Annotated in this window: 23 protein-coding genes; 8 read left to right on the forward strand and 15 right to left on the reverse strand. The window is 58.6% G+C overall.

What is annotated here, in order from left to right; translation table 11 throughout:
* Positions 1 to 12: 12 nt before the first annotated feature.
* From AC2FJ5_RS13545 to AC2FJ5_RS13555, 3 genes are read right to left on the reverse strand one after another with little or no spacing between them, the layout of a single operon-like run.
* Positions 13 to 660: an HAD family hydrolase gene (locus AC2FJ5_RS13545; protein WP_496793668.1), complete on the reverse strand. Its 648-nt coding sequence runs from the start codon at positions 658 to 660 to the stop codon at positions 13 to 15.
* Positions 641 to 1201, reverse strand: coding sequence for a 16S rRNA (guanine(966)-N(2))-methyltransferase RsmD (gene rsmD / locus AC2FJ5_RS13550; RefSeq protein WP_496793669.1), 561 nt, complete (start codon positions 1199 to 1201; stop codon positions 641 to 643). The genes AC2FJ5_RS13545 and rsmD overlap by 20 nt, the downstream gene beginning before the upstream one ends.
* On the reverse strand, positions 1198 to 2409 hold the full coding sequence (locus tag AC2FJ5_RS13555; protein ID WP_496793671.1) for an NAD(P)/FAD-dependent oxidoreductase: 1212 nt from the start codon (positions 2407 to 2409) through the stop codon (positions 1198 to 1200). Before AC2FJ5_RS13555 ends, rsmD begins: the two co-directional genes overlap by 4 nt.
* Before the next feature lie 99 nt (positions 2410 to 2508).
* Here AC2FJ5_RS13555 and AC2FJ5_RS13560 point away from each other — a divergent pair, with 99 nt between their 5' ends.
* From AC2FJ5_RS13560 to AC2FJ5_RS13575, 4 genes are all read left to right on the forward strand, one after another.
* Positions 2509 to 2994 (forward strand): peroxiredoxin, encoded by a 486-nt coding sequence (locus AC2FJ5_RS13560; RefSeq protein ID WP_142638675.1) that lies wholly within the window; start codon positions 2509 to 2511, stop codon positions 2992 to 2994.
* A 102-nt stretch (positions 2995 to 3096) separates the two neighbouring features.
* Positions 3097 to 3342 (forward strand): glycine zipper 2TM domain-containing protein, encoded by a 246-nt coding sequence (locus AC2FJ5_RS13565; RefSeq protein WP_271952399.1) that lies wholly within the window; start codon positions 3097 to 3099, stop codon positions 3340 to 3342.
* A gap of 11 nt (positions 3343 to 3353) precedes the next feature.
* On the forward strand, positions 3354 to 3698 hold the full coding sequence (locus AC2FJ5_RS13570) for an EF-hand domain-containing protein (RefSeq protein ID WP_142638671.1): 345 nt from the start codon (positions 3354 to 3356) through the stop codon (positions 3696 to 3698).
* Positions 3699 to 3731: 33 nt separating this feature from the next.
* Positions 3732 to 4043 (forward strand): hypothetical protein, encoded by a 312-nt coding sequence (locus AC2FJ5_RS13575; RefSeq protein WP_281973287.1) that lies wholly within the window; start codon positions 3732 to 3734, stop codon positions 4041 to 4043.
* Here the strand turns inward: AC2FJ5_RS13575 and AC2FJ5_RS13580 are convergent.
* The 4 genes from AC2FJ5_RS13580 to AC2FJ5_RS13595 are packed head-to-tail and all read right to left on the reverse strand — an operon-like array spanning position 4040 to position 6782.
* The gene (locus AC2FJ5_RS13580) at positions 4040 to 4333 is read right to left on the reverse strand and encodes a 4a-hydroxytetrahydrobiopterin dehydratase (protein ID WP_142638667.1); all 294 of its coding nucleotides are present in this window, start codon (positions 4331 to 4333) and stop codon (positions 4040 to 4042) included. The two genes, AC2FJ5_RS13575 and AC2FJ5_RS13580, sit on opposite strands and share 4 nt — an antisense overlap.
* On the reverse strand, positions 4330 to 5517 hold the full coding sequence (locus AC2FJ5_RS13585; RefSeq protein WP_496793672.1) for a GNAT family N-acetyltransferase: 1188 nt from the start codon (positions 5515 to 5517) through the stop codon (positions 4330 to 4332). The genes AC2FJ5_RS13580 and AC2FJ5_RS13585 overlap by 4 nt, the downstream gene beginning before the upstream one ends.
* 45 nt (positions 5518 to 5562) lie before the next feature.
* Positions 5563 to 6330: a glycerophosphodiester phosphodiesterase family protein gene (locus AC2FJ5_RS13590; protein ID WP_496793673.1), complete on the reverse strand. Its 768-nt coding sequence runs from the start codon at positions 6328 to 6330 to the stop codon at positions 5563 to 5565.
* Complete coding sequence (locus AC2FJ5_RS13595) at positions 6327 to 6782, reverse strand: RidA family protein (RefSeq protein WP_496793674.1); 456 nt, start codon at positions 6780 to 6782, stop codon at positions 6327 to 6329. The genes AC2FJ5_RS13590 and AC2FJ5_RS13595 overlap by 4 nt, the downstream gene beginning before the upstream one ends.
* A 345-nt stretch (positions 6783 to 7127) precedes the next feature.
* Here AC2FJ5_RS13595 and AC2FJ5_RS13600 point away from each other — a divergent pair, with 345 nt between their 5' ends.
* Positions 7128 to 7898 (forward strand): MlaA family lipoprotein, encoded by a 771-nt coding sequence (locus AC2FJ5_RS13600; RefSeq protein WP_142638706.1) that lies wholly within the window; start codon positions 7128 to 7130, stop codon positions 7896 to 7898.
* A complete protein-coding gene (locus tag AC2FJ5_RS13605; RefSeq protein ID WP_496793676.1) occupies positions 7888 to 8493 on the forward strand; it encodes an MlaC/ttg2D family ABC transporter substrate-binding protein in 606 nt (201 codons plus the stop codon). Before AC2FJ5_RS13600 ends, AC2FJ5_RS13605 begins: the two co-directional genes overlap by 11 nt.
* A 55-nt stretch (positions 8494 to 8548) precedes the next feature.
* Here the strand turns inward: AC2FJ5_RS13605 and AC2FJ5_RS13610 are convergent, their stop codons facing one another.
* From AC2FJ5_RS13610 to AC2FJ5_RS13625, 4 genes are read right to left on the reverse strand one after another with little or no spacing between them, the layout of a single operon-like run.
* On the reverse strand, positions 8549 to 9646 hold the full coding sequence (locus tag AC2FJ5_RS13610; protein ID WP_496703496.1) for an ABC transporter ATP-binding protein: 1098 nt from the start codon (positions 9644 to 9646) through the stop codon (positions 8549 to 8551).
* Between the two features lie 4 nt (positions 9647 to 9650).
* Entirely contained in the window at positions 9651 to 10550 is a 900-nt protein-coding gene (locus AC2FJ5_RS13615; RefSeq protein ID WP_271952391.1) for a carbohydrate ABC transporter permease, read from the reverse strand.
* Complete coding sequence (locus AC2FJ5_RS13620; protein WP_142638652.1) at positions 10543 to 11415, reverse strand: carbohydrate ABC transporter permease; 873 nt, start codon at positions 11413 to 11415, stop codon at positions 10543 to 10545. Before AC2FJ5_RS13620 ends, AC2FJ5_RS13615 begins: the two co-directional genes overlap by 8 nt.
* A 57-nt stretch (positions 11416 to 11472) precedes the next feature.
* On the reverse strand, positions 11473 to 12717 hold the full coding sequence (locus AC2FJ5_RS13625) for an ABC transporter substrate-binding protein (protein ID WP_282022100.1): 1245 nt from the start codon (positions 12715 to 12717) through the stop codon (positions 11473 to 11475).
* A gap of 214 nt (positions 12718 to 12931) precedes the next feature.
* On the opposite strand from AC2FJ5_RS13625, the gene AC2FJ5_RS13630 reads away from it, so the two are divergent.
* Both AC2FJ5_RS13630 and AC2FJ5_RS13635 read left to right on the forward strand, forming a co-directional pair.
* Entirely contained in the window at positions 12932 to 13669 is a 738-nt protein-coding gene (locus tag AC2FJ5_RS13630) for a response regulator transcription factor (RefSeq protein WP_496692768.1), read from the forward strand.
* Positions 13666 to 15117 carry a sensor histidine kinase gene (locus tag AC2FJ5_RS13635; RefSeq protein WP_496793678.1) on the forward strand — a complete coding sequence of 484 codons (1452 nt, stop codon included), beginning with the start codon at positions 13666 to 13668 and terminating at the stop codon, positions 15115 to 15117. The genes AC2FJ5_RS13630 and AC2FJ5_RS13635 overlap by 4 nt, the downstream gene beginning before the upstream one ends.
* 4 nt (positions 15118 to 15121) lie before the next feature.
* On the opposite strand, the gene fliP is transcribed toward AC2FJ5_RS13635, so the two are convergent.
* From fliP to fliF, 4 genes are read right to left on the reverse strand one after another with little or no spacing between them, the layout of a single operon-like run.
* Entirely contained in the window at positions 15122 to 15850 is a 729-nt protein-coding gene (gene fliP, locus AC2FJ5_RS13640; protein WP_496793679.1) for a flagellar type III secretion system pore protein FliP, read from the reverse strand.
* Positions 15850 to 16137, reverse strand: coding sequence for a FliM/FliN family flagellar motor switch protein (locus AC2FJ5_RS13645; RefSeq protein ID WP_271952383.1), 288 nt, complete (start codon positions 16135 to 16137; stop codon positions 15850 to 15852). The genes fliP and AC2FJ5_RS13645 overlap by 1 nt, the downstream gene beginning before the upstream one ends.
* Positions 16130 to 16726 (reverse strand): FliH/SctL family protein, encoded by a 597-nt coding sequence (locus AC2FJ5_RS13650; protein WP_496692771.1) that lies wholly within the window; start codon positions 16724 to 16726, stop codon positions 16130 to 16132. The genes AC2FJ5_RS13645 and AC2FJ5_RS13650 overlap by 8 nt, the downstream gene beginning before the upstream one ends.
* On the reverse strand, positions 16726 to 18312 hold the full coding sequence (fliF, locus tag AC2FJ5_RS13655; RefSeq protein WP_496793680.1) for a flagellar basal-body MS-ring/collar protein FliF: 1587 nt from the start codon (positions 18310 to 18312) through the stop codon (positions 16726 to 16728). The genes AC2FJ5_RS13650 and fliF overlap by 1 nt, the downstream gene beginning before the upstream one ends.
* Positions 18313 to 18382: the final 70 nt, after the last annotated feature.

Here is an 18382-nt window from a genome sequence, read left to right on the forward strand (position 1 = left end):
AACATGACCGGGTCAAATCCCCAAAAGCGCCGGGACCTGCGCCATGTCTGAAAAGACTTCGCCCCCCGCAGCGGCCAGTTTTCCGCCGCCACCCTGCGGCGCATAGGCCAGACAGCGCATATGCGCGCGGCTTGCCGCGGTCACACCGCTGAGGCTGTCCTCGATCACCACGGGGTTTACGGCGTAGAAACGCTCAGCCGTAGCCAGAAACAATGTCGGGTCCGGCTTGGCCGTTCCCAGAACATGAGCGGAAAAGGCGACATCGCGAAACCGATCCCATAGCCCGTTCTGACCCAAAGTGATCTGCATCTTGTCCGGGCTGCCGTTCGAGGCGACACAGAAGGGCAACCCGTTTGCCTCGAGAACCGCCAGCAGGTCCGCCACGCCGGGCATCAGCTGCACGCCAAGGCGGAGCCGGTCATAGGTTTCCGCATAGACCTCATCAACCCAGCCTGTGGGCAGCTCCGCGCCCAGCGCCCGGGCTTTGTCCCGCACCCCGGTCATGGTGCCCCCAACGAACAGCTTCATACTGTCTTCGATTGTCAGGTTCAGGCCATAACGGGCAAGATTGTCGACCAGTACCTGATTGGACAGCGGCTCACTGTCGACCAGGACTCCGTCGCAATCGAAGATCACCAGATCATGCATCCGGATCGCCATTCCACATCAGGGTGATATGCGTATCGCCATATTTGCGGCTGTCTTGCAGGACGAATCCTTCGGGCGGCTGCATGGGCGCGTTTTCCTCCCAGACCAAAAGGGCACCTTGTGCGAACCAGCCCTCTGACAGGGCAGCAATCGCCTTTTGGCCAAGGGATTTGCCATAGGGCGGGTCTAGGAAGATCAGGTCATAAGGCGTTGCAGGATTGGCCCCCAACCGCGTGGCGTCGCGACGGATCAGCTCGGTACAGTCAGAGCTGCGGGTCAGGTCGATATTCTTGCGGATCAGGCCCTGTGACACGCGGCCATCATCGACAAAGCTCACATGTGCCGCACCGCGCGACAAGGCCTCAAGCCCCAGCGCACCGGTGCCTGCGAACAGGTCCAACACGCGCAGCCCGTCAAAATCAATCTGATGGGCCAGTACGTTGAACAGGCTTTCGCGTACCCGGTCTGTGGTCGGGCGCAGATGCGCGCCGGCGTCCCCCTTGCCGACCGAGGCCAAAGCCCGACCTCGGAAGGCTCCGGCGATGATCCTCACGCTCTGAGCAGCGGTTTCAGGTCCGCATCCGGGTCAGCCACAATAGCAGGATCAGCTGTTTTTCCGCTTTCAATCAGACGCTTACCAACCATATAGGCACGCGGATCGTTCATCGCGTCGACCGCGATCAGCTGATCGCCCTTATAGTACCAGAAGGACACGGTCTGCCCGTCACCATTGCGGGTCACCACCCGGTCATACCCGGTGTTCAAGCCCGCGATCTGCAGTTTGACGTCATACTGATCCGACCAGAACCACGGGGTCGCAGTATAATCCTTTGCCGCGCCCAACATGTTCTGGGCAACAATCTCGGCCTGATCAATCGCGTTTGGCACGCTTTCCAGACGGATACGCCCGCCAGCATGCGGGAATGAGGCGCAATCGCCCGCCGCCCAGATCGACGGATCAGAGGTGCGCCCATGCGCATCGGTCTTGATGCCATTGTCCAGCTCAAGCCCGGCCATCTCGGCCAGTTGGGTTGCAGGAGCGATGCCAACGCCGACAACAACGAAATCGACCGCCAGTTCTGTTCCATCCGTTAGCACCGCGCCAGTGACCTTGCCGTTTTCACCCAGCAGTCGCTCCAACCCGACACCTTCGCGGATATCGGCGCCATATTCGGAATGCAGCGTTCTGAAATAGTCACTGGTTTCGGGGGCGGCGACCCGTTGCAAAATGCGGTCGGCCATTTCGACCAGGGTCACCTTGACCCCGCGCTTGGCGCAAACGGCTGCGGCCTCAAGCCCGATGTATCCCCCACCCACGATCAGCGCACGCGCGCCTTCGGACACATAGGGTTCCATTTCGTCCACATGGGACAGATCACGCACCACATGCACCCCGTCCAAATCGCCGCCAATAGCGGCTGGAAGGCGGCGCGGATCCGATCCAGTGGTCAGGGCCAGCTCATCATAAGAAACAACCTCATCACCCAGCGTCACCGTCTTGGCCTGCGGGTCAATACCGGTCACACGCTGACCAAGGCGCAGGGTGATATTGTTATCGGTATAGAAGTTTTCGGGGCGCAGGAAGAGGCGCTCTAGCCCCATCTCACCCAGAAGATAGGCCTTGGACAAAGGCGGTCTCTGATAGGGCAAATGCGGCTCTGCGCCAATCAGAGTAATCTCGCCGTCGAACCCATCTTTGCGCAGCCGGGCGACAAGCGAAGCACCTGCCTGGCCGGCGCCAATCACGACAATATGGCTCATATTCCCCTCACCCTGTCGAATTCCCGTGGTCACTTTTGTTAGCTCACCTATATTGCGGCTAGGCCCGACTCTGCAAATCCAAATGACAGGAGCGAAAAAATGATTTCAACAGGTGACACTCTGCCCGACGCCACATTGACCCAAATGGGGGCAAATGGCCCGGAAGAGGTCCGCGTTTCGGACAAGACCAAAGGGCGCAAGGTTGTCATTTTCGCCGTGCCCGGCGCCTATACCGGCACGTGCACAACGGCGCATGTTCCAAGCTTTATGCGTACCAAAGACCAGTTCGATGCAAAAGGCGTGGAAGAAATTATCTGCATCTCGGTCAACGACCCCTTTGTCATGAGCGCCTGGGGCGAGTCCACCGGCGCAACTGCGACTGGCCTAACCATGTTGGCCGATGCGGCGTCTGAATTCACCAAAGCCATCGGGATGGATTTCGACGCCCCGCCCGTTGGTCTGATCGGCAGGTCCAAGCGCTATGCGATGCTGGTCGAAGACGGCAAAGTGGTCGCCATGAACCTGGAGGAAAATCCCGGCGTCTGCGAGATTTCCGCAGGTGAAGGGCTGTTAGAGGTTATCTGACCTGATCTGGCCCCAGTGCTGCTGGGGCCATTTTCGCAATTTAACTTGCGGCACTCTCATGATGGGCGAATACTTGGTACATATTCATCAGGGAGTTTGTTTATGAACCTAAAGACATTTACCTTTCTTTTAGGTCTGACCGGCGCACTTGGCGCTTGTGGACCGGCCCCTACCCCGCAGCAACAGGCCGCACGACAGCATGAGATCGCCTGCCTGAGCGGCACAGTGGGTGGTGCCTTGCTGGGCGGCGTCATCGGCAATCAGTTTGGCGGCGGTTCCGGGAAAACCATCCTGACGGCAGCGGGTGCTGCGGTCGGCGGCGTTGAAGGTCAGAGGTTCGCATGTTGAGAGGGATGAAGATGAAAACCGCAATCGTCCTGTCGATGTTGTCCCTGGCGGGTGCCGCTACGGCCGAAACCGTGGCAGAGCTGCATGAGAATGAGCTTAAGGCCATCGACACCAATAATGACGGCTTCCTGTCGAAAGATGAGTTCGACGCCTTTTCCGACTATGCGTTCCAGACGATGGATGAGGACAAGAACGGCACATTGGGCCTGGATGAAGCCAAGCCGTTTCTGGATATAAAGCAATTCCAAAAGGTTGACCGGGACCGGGATAGTAATATTTCAAGAACGGAATACGATCAGCATATGACCGAAGATTTTATTTCTGCTGATCAGAACAGCAACGGTCAACTGGATTAGGCTCTGCGGCCTTGGGCCAGACAGGAGTATGCAATGACCAAATGGAGCGCTCTTTTTGCGTTGGGGTTGCTTGCGGCATGTGATGTGCCGCAGGCCCCTATTGTGACCGGCCCTGATGGCCAACCGAGGATAGAGATCAGTACCAATGGCCTGACCTGCTATGACCGGCGTTGTCTCGACATCAACCCCGCAGCACGGTCCGTGCGCATGATCGGCAACAGAACTACCCGGATACCTGCCGAAATCGACGTTAGTGACAACCTGGTCACCCCAGCCGAGTTCAGGCGGCTGGGTCAGGTTGCCAGCCTTGCCGGTGGTGTCGGATCACGCGGTGACAGCGGCTAGACCAAGCTGTCCATCTTGCGGGCCAGTTTGGCGTCCAGCGCCGAAAGCCCGCCGACATCATGGGTGGACAGCGTCACCTCAACCGTGCGGTAGACATTGAACCATTCGGGATGATGGTTCCATTTCTCGGCAAACATAGACACTTGGGTCATCCAACCAAAGGCGTGGACGAAGTCCTCGAACATAAAGGTCTTGGTGATCGCATCCCGGTCCTTGACCATGGTCCAGCCGCTTTTGAACAGCGGGTCCAGCAAGGGGCCACGGGTCTCGGTCGACAGAAGTTCAGTCATTGGTGTTCCTCCGGGTTCGACTTTCTGAACGGGCCATAATCAGTCAGAATCTCGATTTCTTCTCCCACTGCTTGGGCCTCGGCGTCCAGATATTTTTTGATCGCATCGGCAAAGCTGGGGTCATTGACCCAGTGCAGGCTGTGCGTGCGCGTGGGAAGATAGCCGCGCGCCAGCTTGTGTTCGCCCTGCGCCCCTGCCTCGACCCGAGCCAGGCCTTGGGCAATGGCAAAGTCGATTGCCCTATAATAGCACAGTTCGAAATGAAGGCAGGCATGATGTTCGACGCAGCCCCAGTAACGGCCATAAAGCGTCTCGCGCCCGATAAAGTTCAGCGCGCCCGCAATCCGATACCCGCCGCGCTCGGCCAGAACCAATGCCATGTCATCCGCCATGGTTTCCTGAGCGATATCAAAGAATTGCCGCGTCAGATAGGGCACGCCCCATTTCCGAGCGCCGGTATCCTGATAGAACTCCCAGAACGCATCCCAATGTTCAGGGCGCAGGTCATCACCCGTCAACGCGCGGATTTCACCGCCAAAGGCGCAGGCCTGCGCGCGTTCCTTGCGAATGTTCTTGCGTTTGCGCGAGGACAAAGCGGCCAGAAATCCATCGAAATTCGCATACCCGTCGTTCAGCCAGTGAAATTGCTGGGAATGGCGCAGCATCAGGCCCATCTGCGCGCCCGCCAACGCCTCATCTTCAGTGCAAAAGGTCGCATGGACCGACGATACCTGATTATCCACCGCCAGCTGCACCGCCCCCTGCACCAAGGCGGACATGCCCACCGCCTGATATCCCGGCCGCAGCAGAAAGCGGCGCCCGGTGGCCGGGGTGAACGGCACGGCAATCTGCAGTTTGGGATAATACCGCCCGCCGGCGTTTTCATAGGCATGCGCCCAGTTGTGGTCGAAGATATATTCACCCTGACTATGCGATTTTGCGTACATCGGGGCGGCCCCGATCAACATTCCGTCCAGATAAACCGTCAGGTATTGCGGCTGCCAACCGGTACCCGGCCCGACCGACCCGCTTTCCTCCAAAGCCAAAAGAAAGCGATGAGTGGTAAAGGGATCAAGCGGACGGCCCCCGTCCGCAGCCTCGGGGCAGGCACAGCTGTCCCACTCTGCCGCAATAATCTGCGAGAGCGATCCAAGTACCCGAACCTCGATTTGTGCCTGATCCATGTGCCCTCTGCGTTTGATCTTTATCTGTGACGGAAGGGGCGCGGTTCAACCCGGATGCGCGGCTAAGTACCCTTCGAAAGTCACATTATCGGCAATCTTGCGAGCCTCGGCCTCTTGCGCAGCCGAGCGAACGGTCCAGCACAGGACCGGAACACCCTGCGCCTTCAGCTCGGCAACCCTTGGGCGGGACAAGTCTTCGGCTTCGTGGCTGATGAAACTGGCCCCGACCCTTGCGAAATCCGGGATGTCCCGCAGGTAATCGCACACCGCCGCAGGCAAAAGTTCGACTTTGGGCTGATACGAACAGGTCGTGATCCCCCTGGGCAAATGCGGCGCCAACCGCGCCAGTTCAGCCACCGATTTGGGGTTGAACGACATCAGCGCCACCGGACCTTCATAACCCTCAAGGGCTCGTACAGTATCGCGCTCGAGCGGGCCCACATTCGGGCCCATCACACCGTCCTGATCCTTAAGCTCGATCAGCAGGGGCACCTTGCCCGCCACGATTTCCAGCACATCATCCAGTGTCGGAATACCGTCATCAGCGTGCAACAGCTGTGTCTCGGACGCTACCTGCGCCGAAATCTGCCGAACTGGCCCCGGTCGCCCGGTCAGTCGCCCCAGGTCATAGTCGTGAAAGACCAAAGCCCGGTTGTCGGCGCTCAACTGCAGATCAATCTCAATCCCGTAACCGGCCTTAACAGCGGCACGAACCGCCGCCCGGCTGTTTTCCGGGCGGTTGTCCAATTTGTCGTGCAGGGCCCGATGCGTGATCGGGGCCTGTAGGAACGTAGCGGGCAGTACCGGGGTCATGCGATCTCGAAGATGCCTTCGATCTCAACCGCGACGCCCAACGGCAACGACGCTGCACTCACGGCCGAGCGCGAATGGCGACCAGCCTCGCCCAGCGCCTCGACCAGAAAGTCCGACGCACCATTGATCACCTGCGGCTGGTCGATGAAATCGGCGGTTGAATTCACAAACCCTGTCAGTTTGATTACACGCACCAGCTTTTCTATATCGCCACCGCAAGCAGCCTTGACCTGCGCCAGAAGATTGATCGCGCAGACCTTGGCAGCCGCAGCACCCGCTGCAACATCCATGTTATCACCCAGCTTGCCGGTGATCAGTTCCGCATCCTTGGAAATCTGTCCTGAAACGTAGACGATATTGCCGACCCGCACGAAAGGCACATAATTGGCGGCGGGCGCCGGCCCGTCCGGCAGACTGATTCCCAGGCTTTCCAGTTTTGCTGCGATACTCATCTGTTGATCCTCACCTGATATAGACTCGGCGGGACGCTATCCGGGATCGTTCGGCTGGAAAAGTGTGAAACCAGTAAAACTGCGGTCAGTGGCGTATTAAGCGTAACTTCTCTTATCCCGAGGTGTTGAACTTGTGTCACTTTACCAGATGCAGTCGGCCGGGTTAAACGCGAACTGTTTCAAAATGGGCCCAAAACCTTTATGTGACGACAGATTGAGCCGCAAAATGGCCGCAGGCATTATTGATTGAGCGTCCAGCCCCACTCACAAAACGGCTGGCGCGTTTGGAGTTGAAATACCGTGTTGAGCAAGATCAGATTCAAGCCCCTGATTGTCGTGACCCTGATGACCGTTCTTGGCGCTTGTGCGTCCCAACCCGCCGATCAGGCCGCGCGCGGCGATACTTTCGATCCCTACGAGAATACAAACCGCGGCATTCACAAGTTCAATCTGGGCGTCGACCGGTTCCTGTTCCGTCCGGCCTCGAAGGGCTATGTGAAGATCGTGCCCGATCCGATGGTGACCAGTTTCAACCATTTTGCCGAAAACCTGACTATGCCGGGTCAGGCTCTGGATTATCTGCTGCAGGGCAATCTGAAGCAGTCGGGCAATGCCCTGCTGCGGTTCCTCATCAATACGACCGTTGGTGGCGCGGGTCTGTCTGACCCGGCCAGCGAATTGAACCTGCCGCCCGTGGATACCGATTTCGGTGAAACCCTGCACGTCTGGGGTTTTGGCGAAGGCGCCTATGTGGAATTGCCTTTCTATGGCCCCTCAACATCCAGGGATGCGGTCGGCGTCGTCGTCAACCTGTTTTCGAACCCGATCAACTTCACACCGGTGCGCCCGGTCGAGAATATCGGCGTCTACGCCGAAATCGTAAGGCGGATGGGCGACCGTGGACGGTTCTCGGACACAGTCGATTCCATCCTCTATGAAAGTGCTGACAGCTATAAGCAGGCACAAACAATTTACCTGCAAAATCGACGTTTCGAACTGGCACGCGATGATGAGGACGCCTATCTGGGATTGTATGACGATCCCTATGCAGATATCGGGACCGACCCTGTCAGAGACCCCTACCTTGACCCCTACGAGGATCCATATGCCGAGTAATTATTTGAAGAGAAGAGAGTTTATTGCATCTGGCATCGCCGGCCTGGCGCTAGCCACCCTCCCCTTGCCAGGCTTTGCCCAGACAGAGGCCAGTGCAAAAGCGTTGGTCGTTAGCGTTGTGGATGACATCAACCGCGTCATCAGTTCGGGAAAATCCGAAAAGAGCATGATCCGCGATTTTGAAAAGATCTTCGTGCAATATGCCGACGTTCCGATCATGGCCCGCTATGTGCTGGGGGCCGATGGCCGCTCGGCCAGTGCGTCACAGATAAAGCAGTTCACCGACGCGTTTCAGGGCTATATCTCGAACAAATACGGACGTCGCTTTCGCGAGTTCATTGGCGGCGAGGTGACCGTTCGAAATGCGCGCAAGATCAAAGCCGGATACGAGGTGCGTACCTCGGTCAAGCTGCAGGGCTCCTCGCCTTTTGAGGTGACCTTCCTGGTGTCCGACAAATCCGGCCGCGACAAATTCTTCAACATGTTTATCGAAGGCGTGAACATGCTGCTGACCGAACGTACCGAGATTGGCGCCATGCTGGACGCGCGCGGCGGTGATCTGAACCGTCTGATCAAGGATATGAAGCGGGGCTAAGGCCGCTTTCCCGGTTAGAAATGCGCCGCGTGATTGGGTTCACGCGGCGCATTTATTAGTTCAACCGCTCGCCGGTTTCCTTGGCAAAATAGGACACTTTGCTCATGTCAAAGGCCAGGTTCAGCTCTTGTCCGGCCTGGGCGCTGGTTTCCGCGTGCAGGCGCGCAGTGACCTGTTTGCCGCCCAGTTCGGACACAACATAGGTGTCAGCTCCGGCAGGTTCGACCATGTCGACCATGCAAACCGCTTCCTGCACGCCGTCCCCGGCGCGGAAACCGGCTTCGGCGATATCCTCGGGGCGCAGGCCCAGAATGACATCCTGCGGCAGTGACAGATCACGGGCATCCTTCAGGACTAGCGTTTCACCCGATGACCGCTCGATGGCAATTTCGGTGCCTGTGCCGTTCTTGGTGGCCTTTGCAGGGATCAGGTTCATCGCAGGCGAGCCCATGAAATCGGCGACGAACAGGTTGGCGGGGTTGTTATAGATCTCGGCCGGGCTGCCGATCTGTTGCACGATCCCGCCTTTCAGAACCACAATCTTGGTGGCCAGCGTCATCGCCTCGATCTGGTCGTGGGTGACATAAACGATCGAGGCATCCAGCGTCTGGTGCAGCTTCTTGATCTCGGTCCGCATCTCAACCCGCAGCTTGGCGTCGAGGTTCGACAGCGGCTCGTCAAACAGGAACAGCTTGGGATCACGCACCAGCGCCCGTCCCATCGCCACCCGCTGACGCTGACCGCCGGACAGCTGGCTGGGGCGACGGTTCAGCAGAGGTTCGATCTGCAGCAGGGACGCGACCTCTTTCAGCTTGGCGTCCTGCGTGGGCTGATCCACCCCGCGCACCTTCATGCCAAAGGTGATGTTCTTGGCCACTGACATGGTCGGGTAGAGGGCATAGGACTGGAACACCATGGCAATGTCGCGATCCTTAGGGCTGACATGGGTCATGTCTTTGCCACCAATGGCCAGCGTACCGCCGGTGATCGGTTCCAGCCCGGCAATACAGTTCAGCAGGGTGGATTTACCACAGCCCGATGGGCCGACCAGCACCAGAAAGTCGCCCGGTTCGATCGAGATGTTGATATCCTTCAGGATCTCGGTTGCGCCGTAGTTCTTGTACAGCTTGTTGATATCAAGGATGGGAGCCATCATTCTATCCCTTCACAGAGCCAGCGGTCAGGCCGCGGATGAAATACTTACCGGCAACGACATAGACGAGCAGCGTCGGCAGACCCGCGATGATCGCGGCGGCCATGTCGACATTGTATTCTTTGACGCCGGTGGTGGAGTTTACGATGTTGTTAAGCGCCACGGTCACAGGCTGTGTGCCCGCCTGGCTGAACGACACGCCGAACAAGAAATCATTCCAGATCTGCGTGAATTGCCAGATCACGGTTACAACGATGATCGGCAGTGACAGTGGCAGGAAGATCGACCAGAAAATCCGCAGGAACCCGGCCCCATCGACGCGGGCGGCCTTGGTCAGCTCGGCCGGGATAGAGACATAATAGTTGCGGAAAAACAGCGTGGTAAAGCCAAGCCCGTAGATAACGTGGACAAAGATCAGGCCCGGAATGGTTCCGGCAATGCCCATCATGCCCAGCAGGCGCGCCATCGGCAGCAGCACGACCTGAAACGGGATGAAGCAGCCAAACAGCATCAGCGAAAAGATGATGTTCGCCCCTTTGAACCGCCACTGCGCGACAACATAACCATTCAGCGCGCCCAGCAGGGTCGAGATGGCCACCGCAGGCACCGCAATCAGGACCGAGTTCCAGAAGTAAGGCCGCAGACCTTCGCATTGGATACCCGTGCAGGCGCCCGACCAAGCGGTTTTCCAGGCCTCGAAACTCACCTCACGCGGTAACGATATCAGGCTACCGGTACGGATTTCCTCAAGACTTTTGAGCGATGTCGTCAACATCACAAATAATGGCATCAGGTAATACAGCGCGAACAGGCACAGCACCACGTAAAGCAGCCAGCGCAGGGCGATTTTGCTCATGTTACTTTGGCTGCGGGTTTGGGTGTGGGGCATCGACAGATCAGTCATTTTTAGCCCTCAATTCTGAGTAGAGATAAGGAACCACGATGGCAAAGACGACCAGCATCATGATCATCGCGGAAGATGCCGCCTGGCCGATATCGCCGCGCGAAAAGGCCATCGCATACATGTAGGTGGCGGGCAGATCGGTCGCATAGCCCGGACCGCCTCCGGTCAGGGCGATGACAAGGTCAAAGCTCTTGATTGCCAGATGCGCCAACACGATGAAAGCCGACAAGAAAATCGGGGCCATCGACGGGATGATGATCGCGGTATAAATACGCCATGTTGGAATACCATCGACCTGTGCGGCCTTGATGATCTCGCCATCAACCGAGCGCAGACCGGCCAGAAACAACGCCATCACAAAGCCCGAGCTTTGCCAGAGTGCGGCAATGACGATGGTGTAGATCGCGTAATCGGGATTCACAAGCCAATCGAATTCGAAGTTGGGAAAGCCCCAACCCTGCACCATGGACTCAATCCCCAGACCGGGGTTCAGGATCCACTTCCACGCCGTGCCCGTGACGATCATCGACAGCGCCATGGGGTAGAGATAGATTGTTCGGATCGCTCCTTCGACGCGGATTTTCTGATCCAGCAGGATGGCCAGCAGCAGGCCCAGCAGCATCGCGATCACGATGAATAGGGTGCCAAAGATATACAGGTTGCCAATCGCCGTATCCCAGCGCGGAGAGTCGAACAGGCGCTCATACTGGATGAAGCCATGGATCTCGTATTTCGGCAGCAGTTTCGATCGGGTCAGCGACACCCATGCGGTCCATCCGATAAATCCGTAGACAAAGATCAATACGGCGATGAACGACGGTGCCAGCACCACCTTGGGCAGGTGGTTTTCCAGCCATTCGGACATGTTTTCCTCCGGGGAAAGATGCTCTGCCCCACACCTTGGGGGGCAGAGCGTATTGGATCAGTAGCTGTTGGCCACCGCGTCCGCCAGTTGCTGAACCGCGTCAGCCGAGGACATATCCGAGTTGAAATGCGCGGTCACAACATCTGTGATCGCACCAGCCTGCGACCCGCGCAGCGCCATGCCATGGGCATAAGATGGCAGCAGCGAACCACCTGCCGAGGTCGAGCCCATGTCTTCGGCCGAGATTTGCGCGCAGATGTCAAAGGCATCCAGCGACACATCGGTCCGGGCCGGGATCGAACCCTTGTTCAGGTTGAACACTTCCTGAAAGTTCGGTGCAACAATCAGCTTGGCCAGCAATTCCTGACCGGCGCGATTGTCGTCGCCCTCAACCTCGAACATGGCAAAGCTGTCGACATTGTACAGATATCCATCGCCGGGGGTCGAGGCGCACAGGAAATCCTCACCAGGCTTCTTGCCCGCTGCCAGGAATTCGCCCTTGGCCCAGTCACCCATGATCTGAAAGGCCGCTTCGCCGTTCATCACCATCGCGGTGGCCAGGTTCCAGTCACGGCCCGAGAAGTTCTCGTCCACATAGCCACGCAGGGTGCGCATCTGGTCAAAGACCTGGATCATCATGTCCGAGGTCAGTGCTTCGGGGTCCAGATCGACCAGGGCTTTCTGATAGAACTCGGGTCCGCCAAGACCCAGTGCAACGGCTTCGAAAACCGTGGCGTCCTGCCAGGCCTGACCGCCATGGGCCAGTGGGATCACACCGGCGGCCTGCAGTTTCTCGGCAGCGGCGTTGAACTCATCCCATGTGGTGGGCATTTCGATGCCATTCGCAGCCAGCACATCGGCATTGGCCCAGATCCAGTCGATGCGGTGAACGTTCACAGGCGCCGCGCACCAAGTGCCTTCGCACATCATGTGACCAGCGATCGACGCGGGCAGAACGTCGGCCCAGCCTTCGGCGGCGGCCACGTTCGAGATATCGGCCAGAACGCCCTCTTCATACCATTCCTGAATCGCCGGGCCTTTCAGCTGAACCGCTGTCGGCGCGTTGCCTGCCAGAACCCGCGCCCGCAGCGCCGTCATGGCTGCATCACCGCCGCCGCCTGCGACAGGCATATCGGTCCATGTGCCCCCGTTCGAGGCAAACTCTTCCTGAAGCACGGCCACCGATTTGGCCTCGCCACCGGATGTCCACCAATGCAAGACCTCCGCCTGTGGTTCGGCCACCACAGATGATCCGGCCGCGACGGCCAATGCGGACACAGTCGCAAAAGAAAATCGTTTCATGTTTTCTCCTCCCTGAGAATTCGGTGCCAGTCAAATTGGCAATGCCGCAATACTGTGCCCCTATCTGAGTCTGACAACGCTTAATCCGGGCCAATACCCGGGAAAGGCGCAAATTTTCACCGCTTTTGTTACAGCGTGTTACGTTAGCATTGAATCTGTTTCCGTTCGTTACAATGGACGAAGTTTGGGGCCAGAGAACAGGAGGAAGAACACTGTGAGCATTCCGCGGCTGTTGGTGGTGGATGACGACCCTGAAATGCGGTCGATGATGACCCAGTTCCTGCAACAGAATGGCTTCATTGCGCTGCCCGCCAGTTCCGAAAGCGAAATCCGCGCCCATCTCAAGTCGGGTCGGATCGACCTGATTCTATTGGATGTGATGCTGGGGGATGAAAACGGCGTTGATATCTGTGCCCGCCTGCGGGCCGAACAGGACGTGCCGATCATTCTGGTCTCGGCCTTGTCCGCCGATCATCAACGCATGGCCGGGTATGAGGTAGGCGCCGACGATTACATCGCCAAACCTTTTAATCCGCAACTGATGCTGGCTCGCGTTCGCGCCGTCATGCAACGGGCGCGTCGTACACCTTCGCTTGCCTATCGCCGCCGCACCCGCACCTTTAGGTTTGACGGCTGGCTCTATGACGGCAAACGGGACGAAGTGCATTCGCCGGACGGATATCTGGTATCCCTGTCCCAGCGAGAAACAGCAATGCTCAAGGTTTTTCTGGCCAACCCGCATATTCCCCTGACCCGGGATGAAATCGCCGCGGCCCTGGATGTAACAGGCGCTACTGACAAGAGCGAAGGCCAGGGACGCGCCATCGACATGCTGGTCGGGAGGCTGCGATCCAAGATCGAGGCCAACCCCAAAGACCCGCAAATGCTAAAGACCGAACGCGGTGTGGGCTATATCTTTGCCGCAGAGGTGTCTGTGGACGAAACCGCATGACCGTCCGCGCCACGCGCCTGCGCAGCCTAGGCTGGATCTGGACCTGCGCCGCTTTTACCTCGGGGTTGCTGGCCGCAGGCCTTTGGTTCGCCTCGGCCCGGGCATGGCAGGAATTCCAGACCCGTGCATATGTTGCCGGGTTCGCTGTTTACGAGGATTTGCGCATCGGTAAATCCCCACCGTCAGGCATCTCAATCGTACCATTGCCGCCCAAAGCAGCCAGCCTGGCGGATGCCGGGCAGTTTGAGCAACTTCCCGGGTTTTCGGATCGCAGCTTTGTCACCAACCTGTCGATCCTGACTGACAGCTCGGCACCGGTTTCGGGCCGAGAGTTGACGCTGGCTGTGATGTCAGACCGGCTGGTTTACCCGGTGTCCGACATCCTCTCCGGCATCGACCAGACCGGCCCAGAGAAAATGGGCAACCTGACCCGGCTTTTGGCGACCTATTGCAGCGAACCGATACTGATCGCCCGCTATGGGCGCGGCGCATGGCAACAGGTGGACGGGACAGGTATCTGGGGATGCCGTGCAGCCCCAACCGACTTGCGTCTGCCCACGATTCTGGTCGCCATAGTTGCGCTGGCGGTGATCCTTACCTCGGTGGGCAATGTATCGGACAGTTTCACCCGGTTTTCGACCGCCTTGCGCGACCGCAAAAGGCGGGGCGGGCCGAACAGTTATGAGGCCGATGGCCCGGCCGAACTGCGCGACATCGTCTCTGCCGTGAACGAGCATCTGGACGCAGAGCGCATGCAACTGGAAAAGCGCGCCACTGTTTTATCGGGTGTCAGCCACGATCTGGGCACCCCGGCCACCCGCGTCCGGCTGCGCGCCGCATTGATCCCGGATGCTGAGCTGCGCGAAAAGCTTGAGGCCGATGTCGATCAGATGACCGGCATGATCGAAAGCGTTCTGACCTACACAAGGTCCGAGCTGAGCATTGAGGAACCGCGGCAGATTTCACTGACGTCGCTGGTCGAGGCTCTGGTCGCAGACTATCAGGATATGGGACTGCCGGTGACCCTGAAAAAGCTGGCCCCAGTGGCGGTACAGGGCGGCACGTCAGTTTTCATGTCGCGCCGAGGGCATGGATCACTGCCCGAGACCCGGAGAATGCTGGTCGTCGGCAGGCCAATTTCGCTGAAGCGCGCCCTGACCAACCTGATCGACAATGCGCTGAAATATGGGCGCCATGCCGAAGTTCAGCTGGAAACCGATGCCAAAATAGCAACCATCACCGTCGAGGACAAAGGGGCCGACCTGTCCGTCTCGGATATCGAAGCCCTGATGGCCCCGTTCCGGCGCGGGTCAAACACCGGGTCTTCGGATGGGTTTGGTCTGGGTCTGACAATCGCGGCGACAATCGCAGAACAGCATGGCGGCACCCTCAGCTTCGAAGCCGGAGAGCAAGGCCTGCGCGCACGTCTGCAGATCACCAGGCAGTGACGATTCATGTCATATAGCTACGCACCAGCGCGCTTGCGATCAGCGACCAGCCGTCGGCAATGACAAAGAAGGCTAGTTTGAACGGCAGCGACACTGTTGCAGGCGGAACCATCATCATCCCCATCGACATCAGCACAGCGGCCACCACAAGATCAATGATCAGAAACGGCAGGAAGATCAGAAACCCGATCTGAAAGGCCCGCGCTATCTCAGAGAGCATGAAAGACGGCATCAAGATCGACAAGGGTGCCTCGGCCGACAAGGAAACCGTATCACCCCCGGGTCGCAATGCTGCCATGGCGTGGAAAGTATCCGGATCAAGGCGTCCGGCCATGAAAGCACGAAACGGCTGCAACGCGCGCTCCAACGCTGGTTCGACCTCCATCGTTTCTTCGACCATGGGGCGAATACCTGTGGTCCAGGCCTCCGAAAAGACCGGCTCCATGATGAAATAGGTCAGAAACAGTGCGAGGCTGACGATCAGCATGTTGGGGGGGGATTGCTGCAATCCGATCCCTTGCCGCAAGATGGCCAGAACGGTGATCAGGAACGGGAAACAGGTGATCATGATCGCCAGCCCAGGCGCGAGGCTGAGCACGGTAATCAGCAAAATCAACTGAATGGTGCGCGCGGAAATCGACCCGCCTTCGCCCAGTGACAGCGACACCTCTTGTGCGACGGCCAGAGACGGGGTCAGCGTCAGCAGCACCGCCACCCAAAACAGGAAACGCATTACCCGATCCCGTTCTGCAGATCCGCGATTTCGGTTAGGCGCACGGCCAGTTGCCCGGCTTGATCACCCTCCATCTCTTCCAGCAGACCGCGCGCCACCAGTTGATCGCCAACATATAGGTCCACAGGATCTTCGATCCGTTTGTCCAGGGTGAGAACAGCGTTTTCCCCCATATTCAGCAGATCTCGGATTAGCGGGCGCGCCCGACCGACTGACACGGTTACCTCGATCGGAACGGAATCAAACGGGCTGGCTTTTTCGGGTTTGGGGGATTGCGGGTCACTCATTGTTCAATGCCTCTTTTGCCTCATACACGTAAGCGTCAAATGCTGAACGGATTGTCTCTAGCAAGGCGCTGCTATCCACCTCTCGCTGCGAGGTACCAACCTGCAGACGCGCCTGACCAGGCACCAGAGACGGGTCCTCGACAACCCGTGTCGGGGTGGCCAATTCAGGGGGCAACAGCCCCTCGACCGCATCCGCGAAACCCGAAGGCACAAAGACCTGCATCGGCTGACCAATCTGTTCCCGGGCCATTTCGGTAAGCTGTTCGACCAGCCGCGGGGCCTGCCCCCGATCCAGGGTGTCCGGCAACACCAGATTGACCAGGCTTTGGAACATGGGCTCCAACGACAGTGTCATCCGGCTCGTCGCCTCGTGATAAGTAAAGGACATATCCTCAAGCGCGCGGGCGAGGTTGTCTGATACCTGTCCACGACCCTGTTCTTGGGCCTGAAGGGCATCGTCCCATCCGGCGCGATAGCCGTGTTCGAAGGCTCCAAGCCGCTGTTCTTCCAGCGCCTCTTCGTCCAGTAAATGAACTTTGCCGCCGCCTGCCTGTACGGTGAAATCCTCAAGAAGATGGGCTATCGACATCACGCACGCTCCTCGCTTTCTTCAAGCCAACTGCGCAGGATTTCCACGGTCTCCTCCTGCTTGTCGCCGATCATGGCCCGCAGCCGATCAACCGGATCAGCGCCCGGATTTGCCGCCAGCGCGGGTACATCCCCCGGGGTATGTCCCGGAATAGCGGCGAATTGCCCGTCCTCTTCGGTCGCGATCTCACCGGTCAGAACCGCCTCGGGCTCTGGCGGCGATCCTGCTGGCAAAAGGGCGGGGGCAAGGGCCGGTTTCATCAGGATCGGACGGATCACGAACAATCCCAGCACCAGCATCACAATCGCCAGAACCACCATTTGAACCAGCGACATGGCGTCGAAATGAATCTGCTGCCAGATCGAAGCGGAAACCACAGTTCCACCAGGCTCTACTGCGGGCAGATCCAGCGATTTCAAGGTGATGACATCGCCGCGTTCGGCATCGAACCCAACGGCCGAGGCCACAAGCTCACCCAATGCGTCAAGCTCGGTCTGGGGCAAGGGCGCAAAGCTTTCGGCGCCCGAGGCATCAACCGTCCGCGTTCCATTCACCAGAACCGCAACGGTCAGGCGCTTGATCGCACCGGGTGCGGTATGAACCTCTAGCTCCGTCTCGGATACCTCATAGTTGACCCGCTCCCGCGTCTGTGTGGCATTTGAATTGGTTGCGTCCCCGCCCGCGCCATCCCCATCGGGCAGGTTCGACGCCACCGTGACGTCGGACGATTGGTTCCGGGCGCTGTCAGACCGTTCCTCGACATCGGTGCTGATGGCCACGCGTCCCTTAGGATCAAAGCGCCTTTCGCGGATGGATTCGGTTTTGGTGACCGTATCAACACTGACCTCAACGACTGCATTTCCGGCCCCCACTCGGGCCTCAATCAGACGCAGGACCCGTTCGCGCAGCTGGCGCGACTTGTCATCCGCGGTATCTGCTGCCACCGCAGTCTCTTTTGCGCCAATGACCGCACCATTGGAATCAATCACCGCCACATTCTCGGGTGCGAGGCCACTGACGGCGGAAGAGACCAGAAACCGGATCGCCTTGGCCTGATCCGAAGTGATATCCGCACCCGAGGACACCAGATAGACCGACGCCGTCGGCGCGACGCTGCGCTGAAACGGATTCGTCGACCCGTTGGCAATATGCACGCGCGCCTGGCTTATATGAGGGCTGCCGACAATCGTGCGCGCAAGCTCACCCTCTTTCGCACGCCAATAGGCCGCATCGAACATTTGCGAGGTGGTGCCAAACCCGCTGAGTGAATCCAAAAGCTCATACCCGCGGTTTCCGTTCGCAGGCAGGCCTTCGCTGGCCAGAGTCATGCGCAATTCGTCCCGCTGCGAGCCGGGCACGTAAATCGAACCGCCCCGAATCTCATACTGTACGCCGCGCTGATCCAGTGATCGAACGATATCCCCCGCCGCGCCGCTTTCCAGCCCGGCATAGAGTAGGGTCATCGACGGCGCCGTCGCCAACCGCGACATCGCTAGGACCCCCAAAAACACCAGCACGACTGCACCGGCGACAATGATTTGCTTTCGCCTGTCCAAACTTGCCCAGACAGTTCCGATCTGCTGCACGCTCACCTCCGACTCACCGACATTCTGCCCGGCGCACCCCCTGTTTGGACGATTGCCCTTAACAATCGGT

The sequence above is a fragment of the Ruegeria sp. CDSA221 genome (genome assembly GCF_059611825.1).

What these genes read in the sequence shown, in the direction of transcription:
- AC2FJ5_RS13575 (WP_281973287.1), top strand. Translation starts at nt 3,732, where the DNA reads ATGACCAAATGGAGCGCTCTTTTTGCGTTGGGGTTGCTTGCGGCATGT.
- AC2FJ5_RS13600 (WP_142638706.1), top strand. Translation starts at nt 7,128, where the DNA reads ATGACCGTTCTTGGCGCTTGTGCGTCCCAACCCGCCGATCAGGCCGCG.
- AC2FJ5_RS13595 (WP_496793674.1), bottom strand. Translation starts at nt 6,782, where the DNA reads ATGAGTATCGCAGCAAAACTGGAAAGCCTGGGAATCAGTCTGCCGGAC.
- AC2FJ5_RS13545 (WP_496793668.1), bottom strand. Translation starts at nt 660, where the DNA reads ATGGCGATCCGGATGCATGATCTGGTGATCTTCGATTGCGACGGAGTC.
- AC2FJ5_RS13560 (WP_142638675.1), top strand. Translation starts at nt 2,509, where the DNA reads ATGATTTCAACAGGTGACACTCTGCCCGACGCCACATTGACCCAAATG.
- AC2FJ5_RS13565 (WP_271952399.1), top strand. Translation starts at nt 3,097, where the DNA reads ATGAACCTAAAGACATTTACCTTTCTTTTAGGTCTGACCGGCGCACTT.
- AC2FJ5_RS13645 (WP_271952383.1), bottom strand. Translation starts at nt 16,137, where the DNA reads ATGAGTGACCCGCAATCCCCCAAACCCGAAAAAGCCAGCCCGTTTGAT.
- AC2FJ5_RS13590 (WP_496793673.1), bottom strand. Translation starts at nt 6,330, where the DNA reads ATGACCCCGGTACTGCCCGCTACGTTCCTACAGGCCCCGATCACGCAT.
- AC2FJ5_RS13555 (WP_496793671.1), bottom strand. Translation starts at nt 2,409, where the DNA reads ATGAGCCATATTGTCGTGATTGGCGCCGGCCAGGCAGGTGCTTCGCTT.
- AC2FJ5_RS13610 (WP_496703496.1), bottom strand. Translation starts at nt 9,646, where the DNA reads ATGGCTCCCATCCTTGATATCAACAAGCTGTACAAGAACTACGGCGCA.
- AC2FJ5_RS13615 (WP_271952391.1), bottom strand. Translation starts at nt 10,550, where the DNA reads ATGACTGATCTGTCGATGCCCCACACCCAAACCCGCAGCCAAAGTAAC.
- AC2FJ5_RS13570 (WP_142638671.1), top strand. Translation starts at nt 3,354, where the DNA reads ATGAAAACCGCAATCGTCCTGTCGATGTTGTCCCTGGCGGGTGCCGCT.
- AC2FJ5_RS13620 (WP_142638652.1), bottom strand. Translation starts at nt 11,415, where the DNA reads ATGTCCGAATGGCTGGAAAACCACCTGCCCAAGGTGGTGCTGGCACCG.
- AC2FJ5_RS13625 (WP_282022100.1), bottom strand. Translation starts at nt 12,717, where the DNA reads ATGAAACGATTTTCTTTTGCGACTGTGTCCGCATTGGCCGTCGCGGCC.
- AC2FJ5_RS13585 (WP_496793672.1), bottom strand. Translation starts at nt 5,517, where the DNA reads ATGGATCAGGCACAAATCGAGGTTCGGGTACTTGGATCGCTCTCGCAG.
- AC2FJ5_RS13635 (WP_496793678.1), top strand. Translation starts at nt 13,666, where the DNA reads ATGACCGTCCGCGCCACGCGCCTGCGCAGCCTAGGCTGGATCTGGACC.
- AC2FJ5_RS13580 (WP_142638667.1), bottom strand. Translation starts at nt 4,333, where the DNA reads ATGACTGAACTTCTGTCGACCGAGACCCGTGGCCCCTTGCTGGACCCG.
- fliP (WP_496793679.1), bottom strand. Translation starts at nt 15,850, where the DNA reads ATGCGTTTCCTGTTTTGGGTGGCGGTGCTGCTGACGCTGACCCCGTCT.
- AC2FJ5_RS13650 (WP_496692771.1), bottom strand. Translation starts at nt 16,726, where the DNA reads ATGTCGATAGCCCATCTTCTTGAGGATTTCACCGTACAGGCAGGCGGC.
- AC2FJ5_RS13605 (WP_496793676.1), top strand. Translation starts at nt 7,888, where the DNA reads ATGCCGAGTAATTATTTGAAGAGAAGAGAGTTTATTGCATCTGGCATC.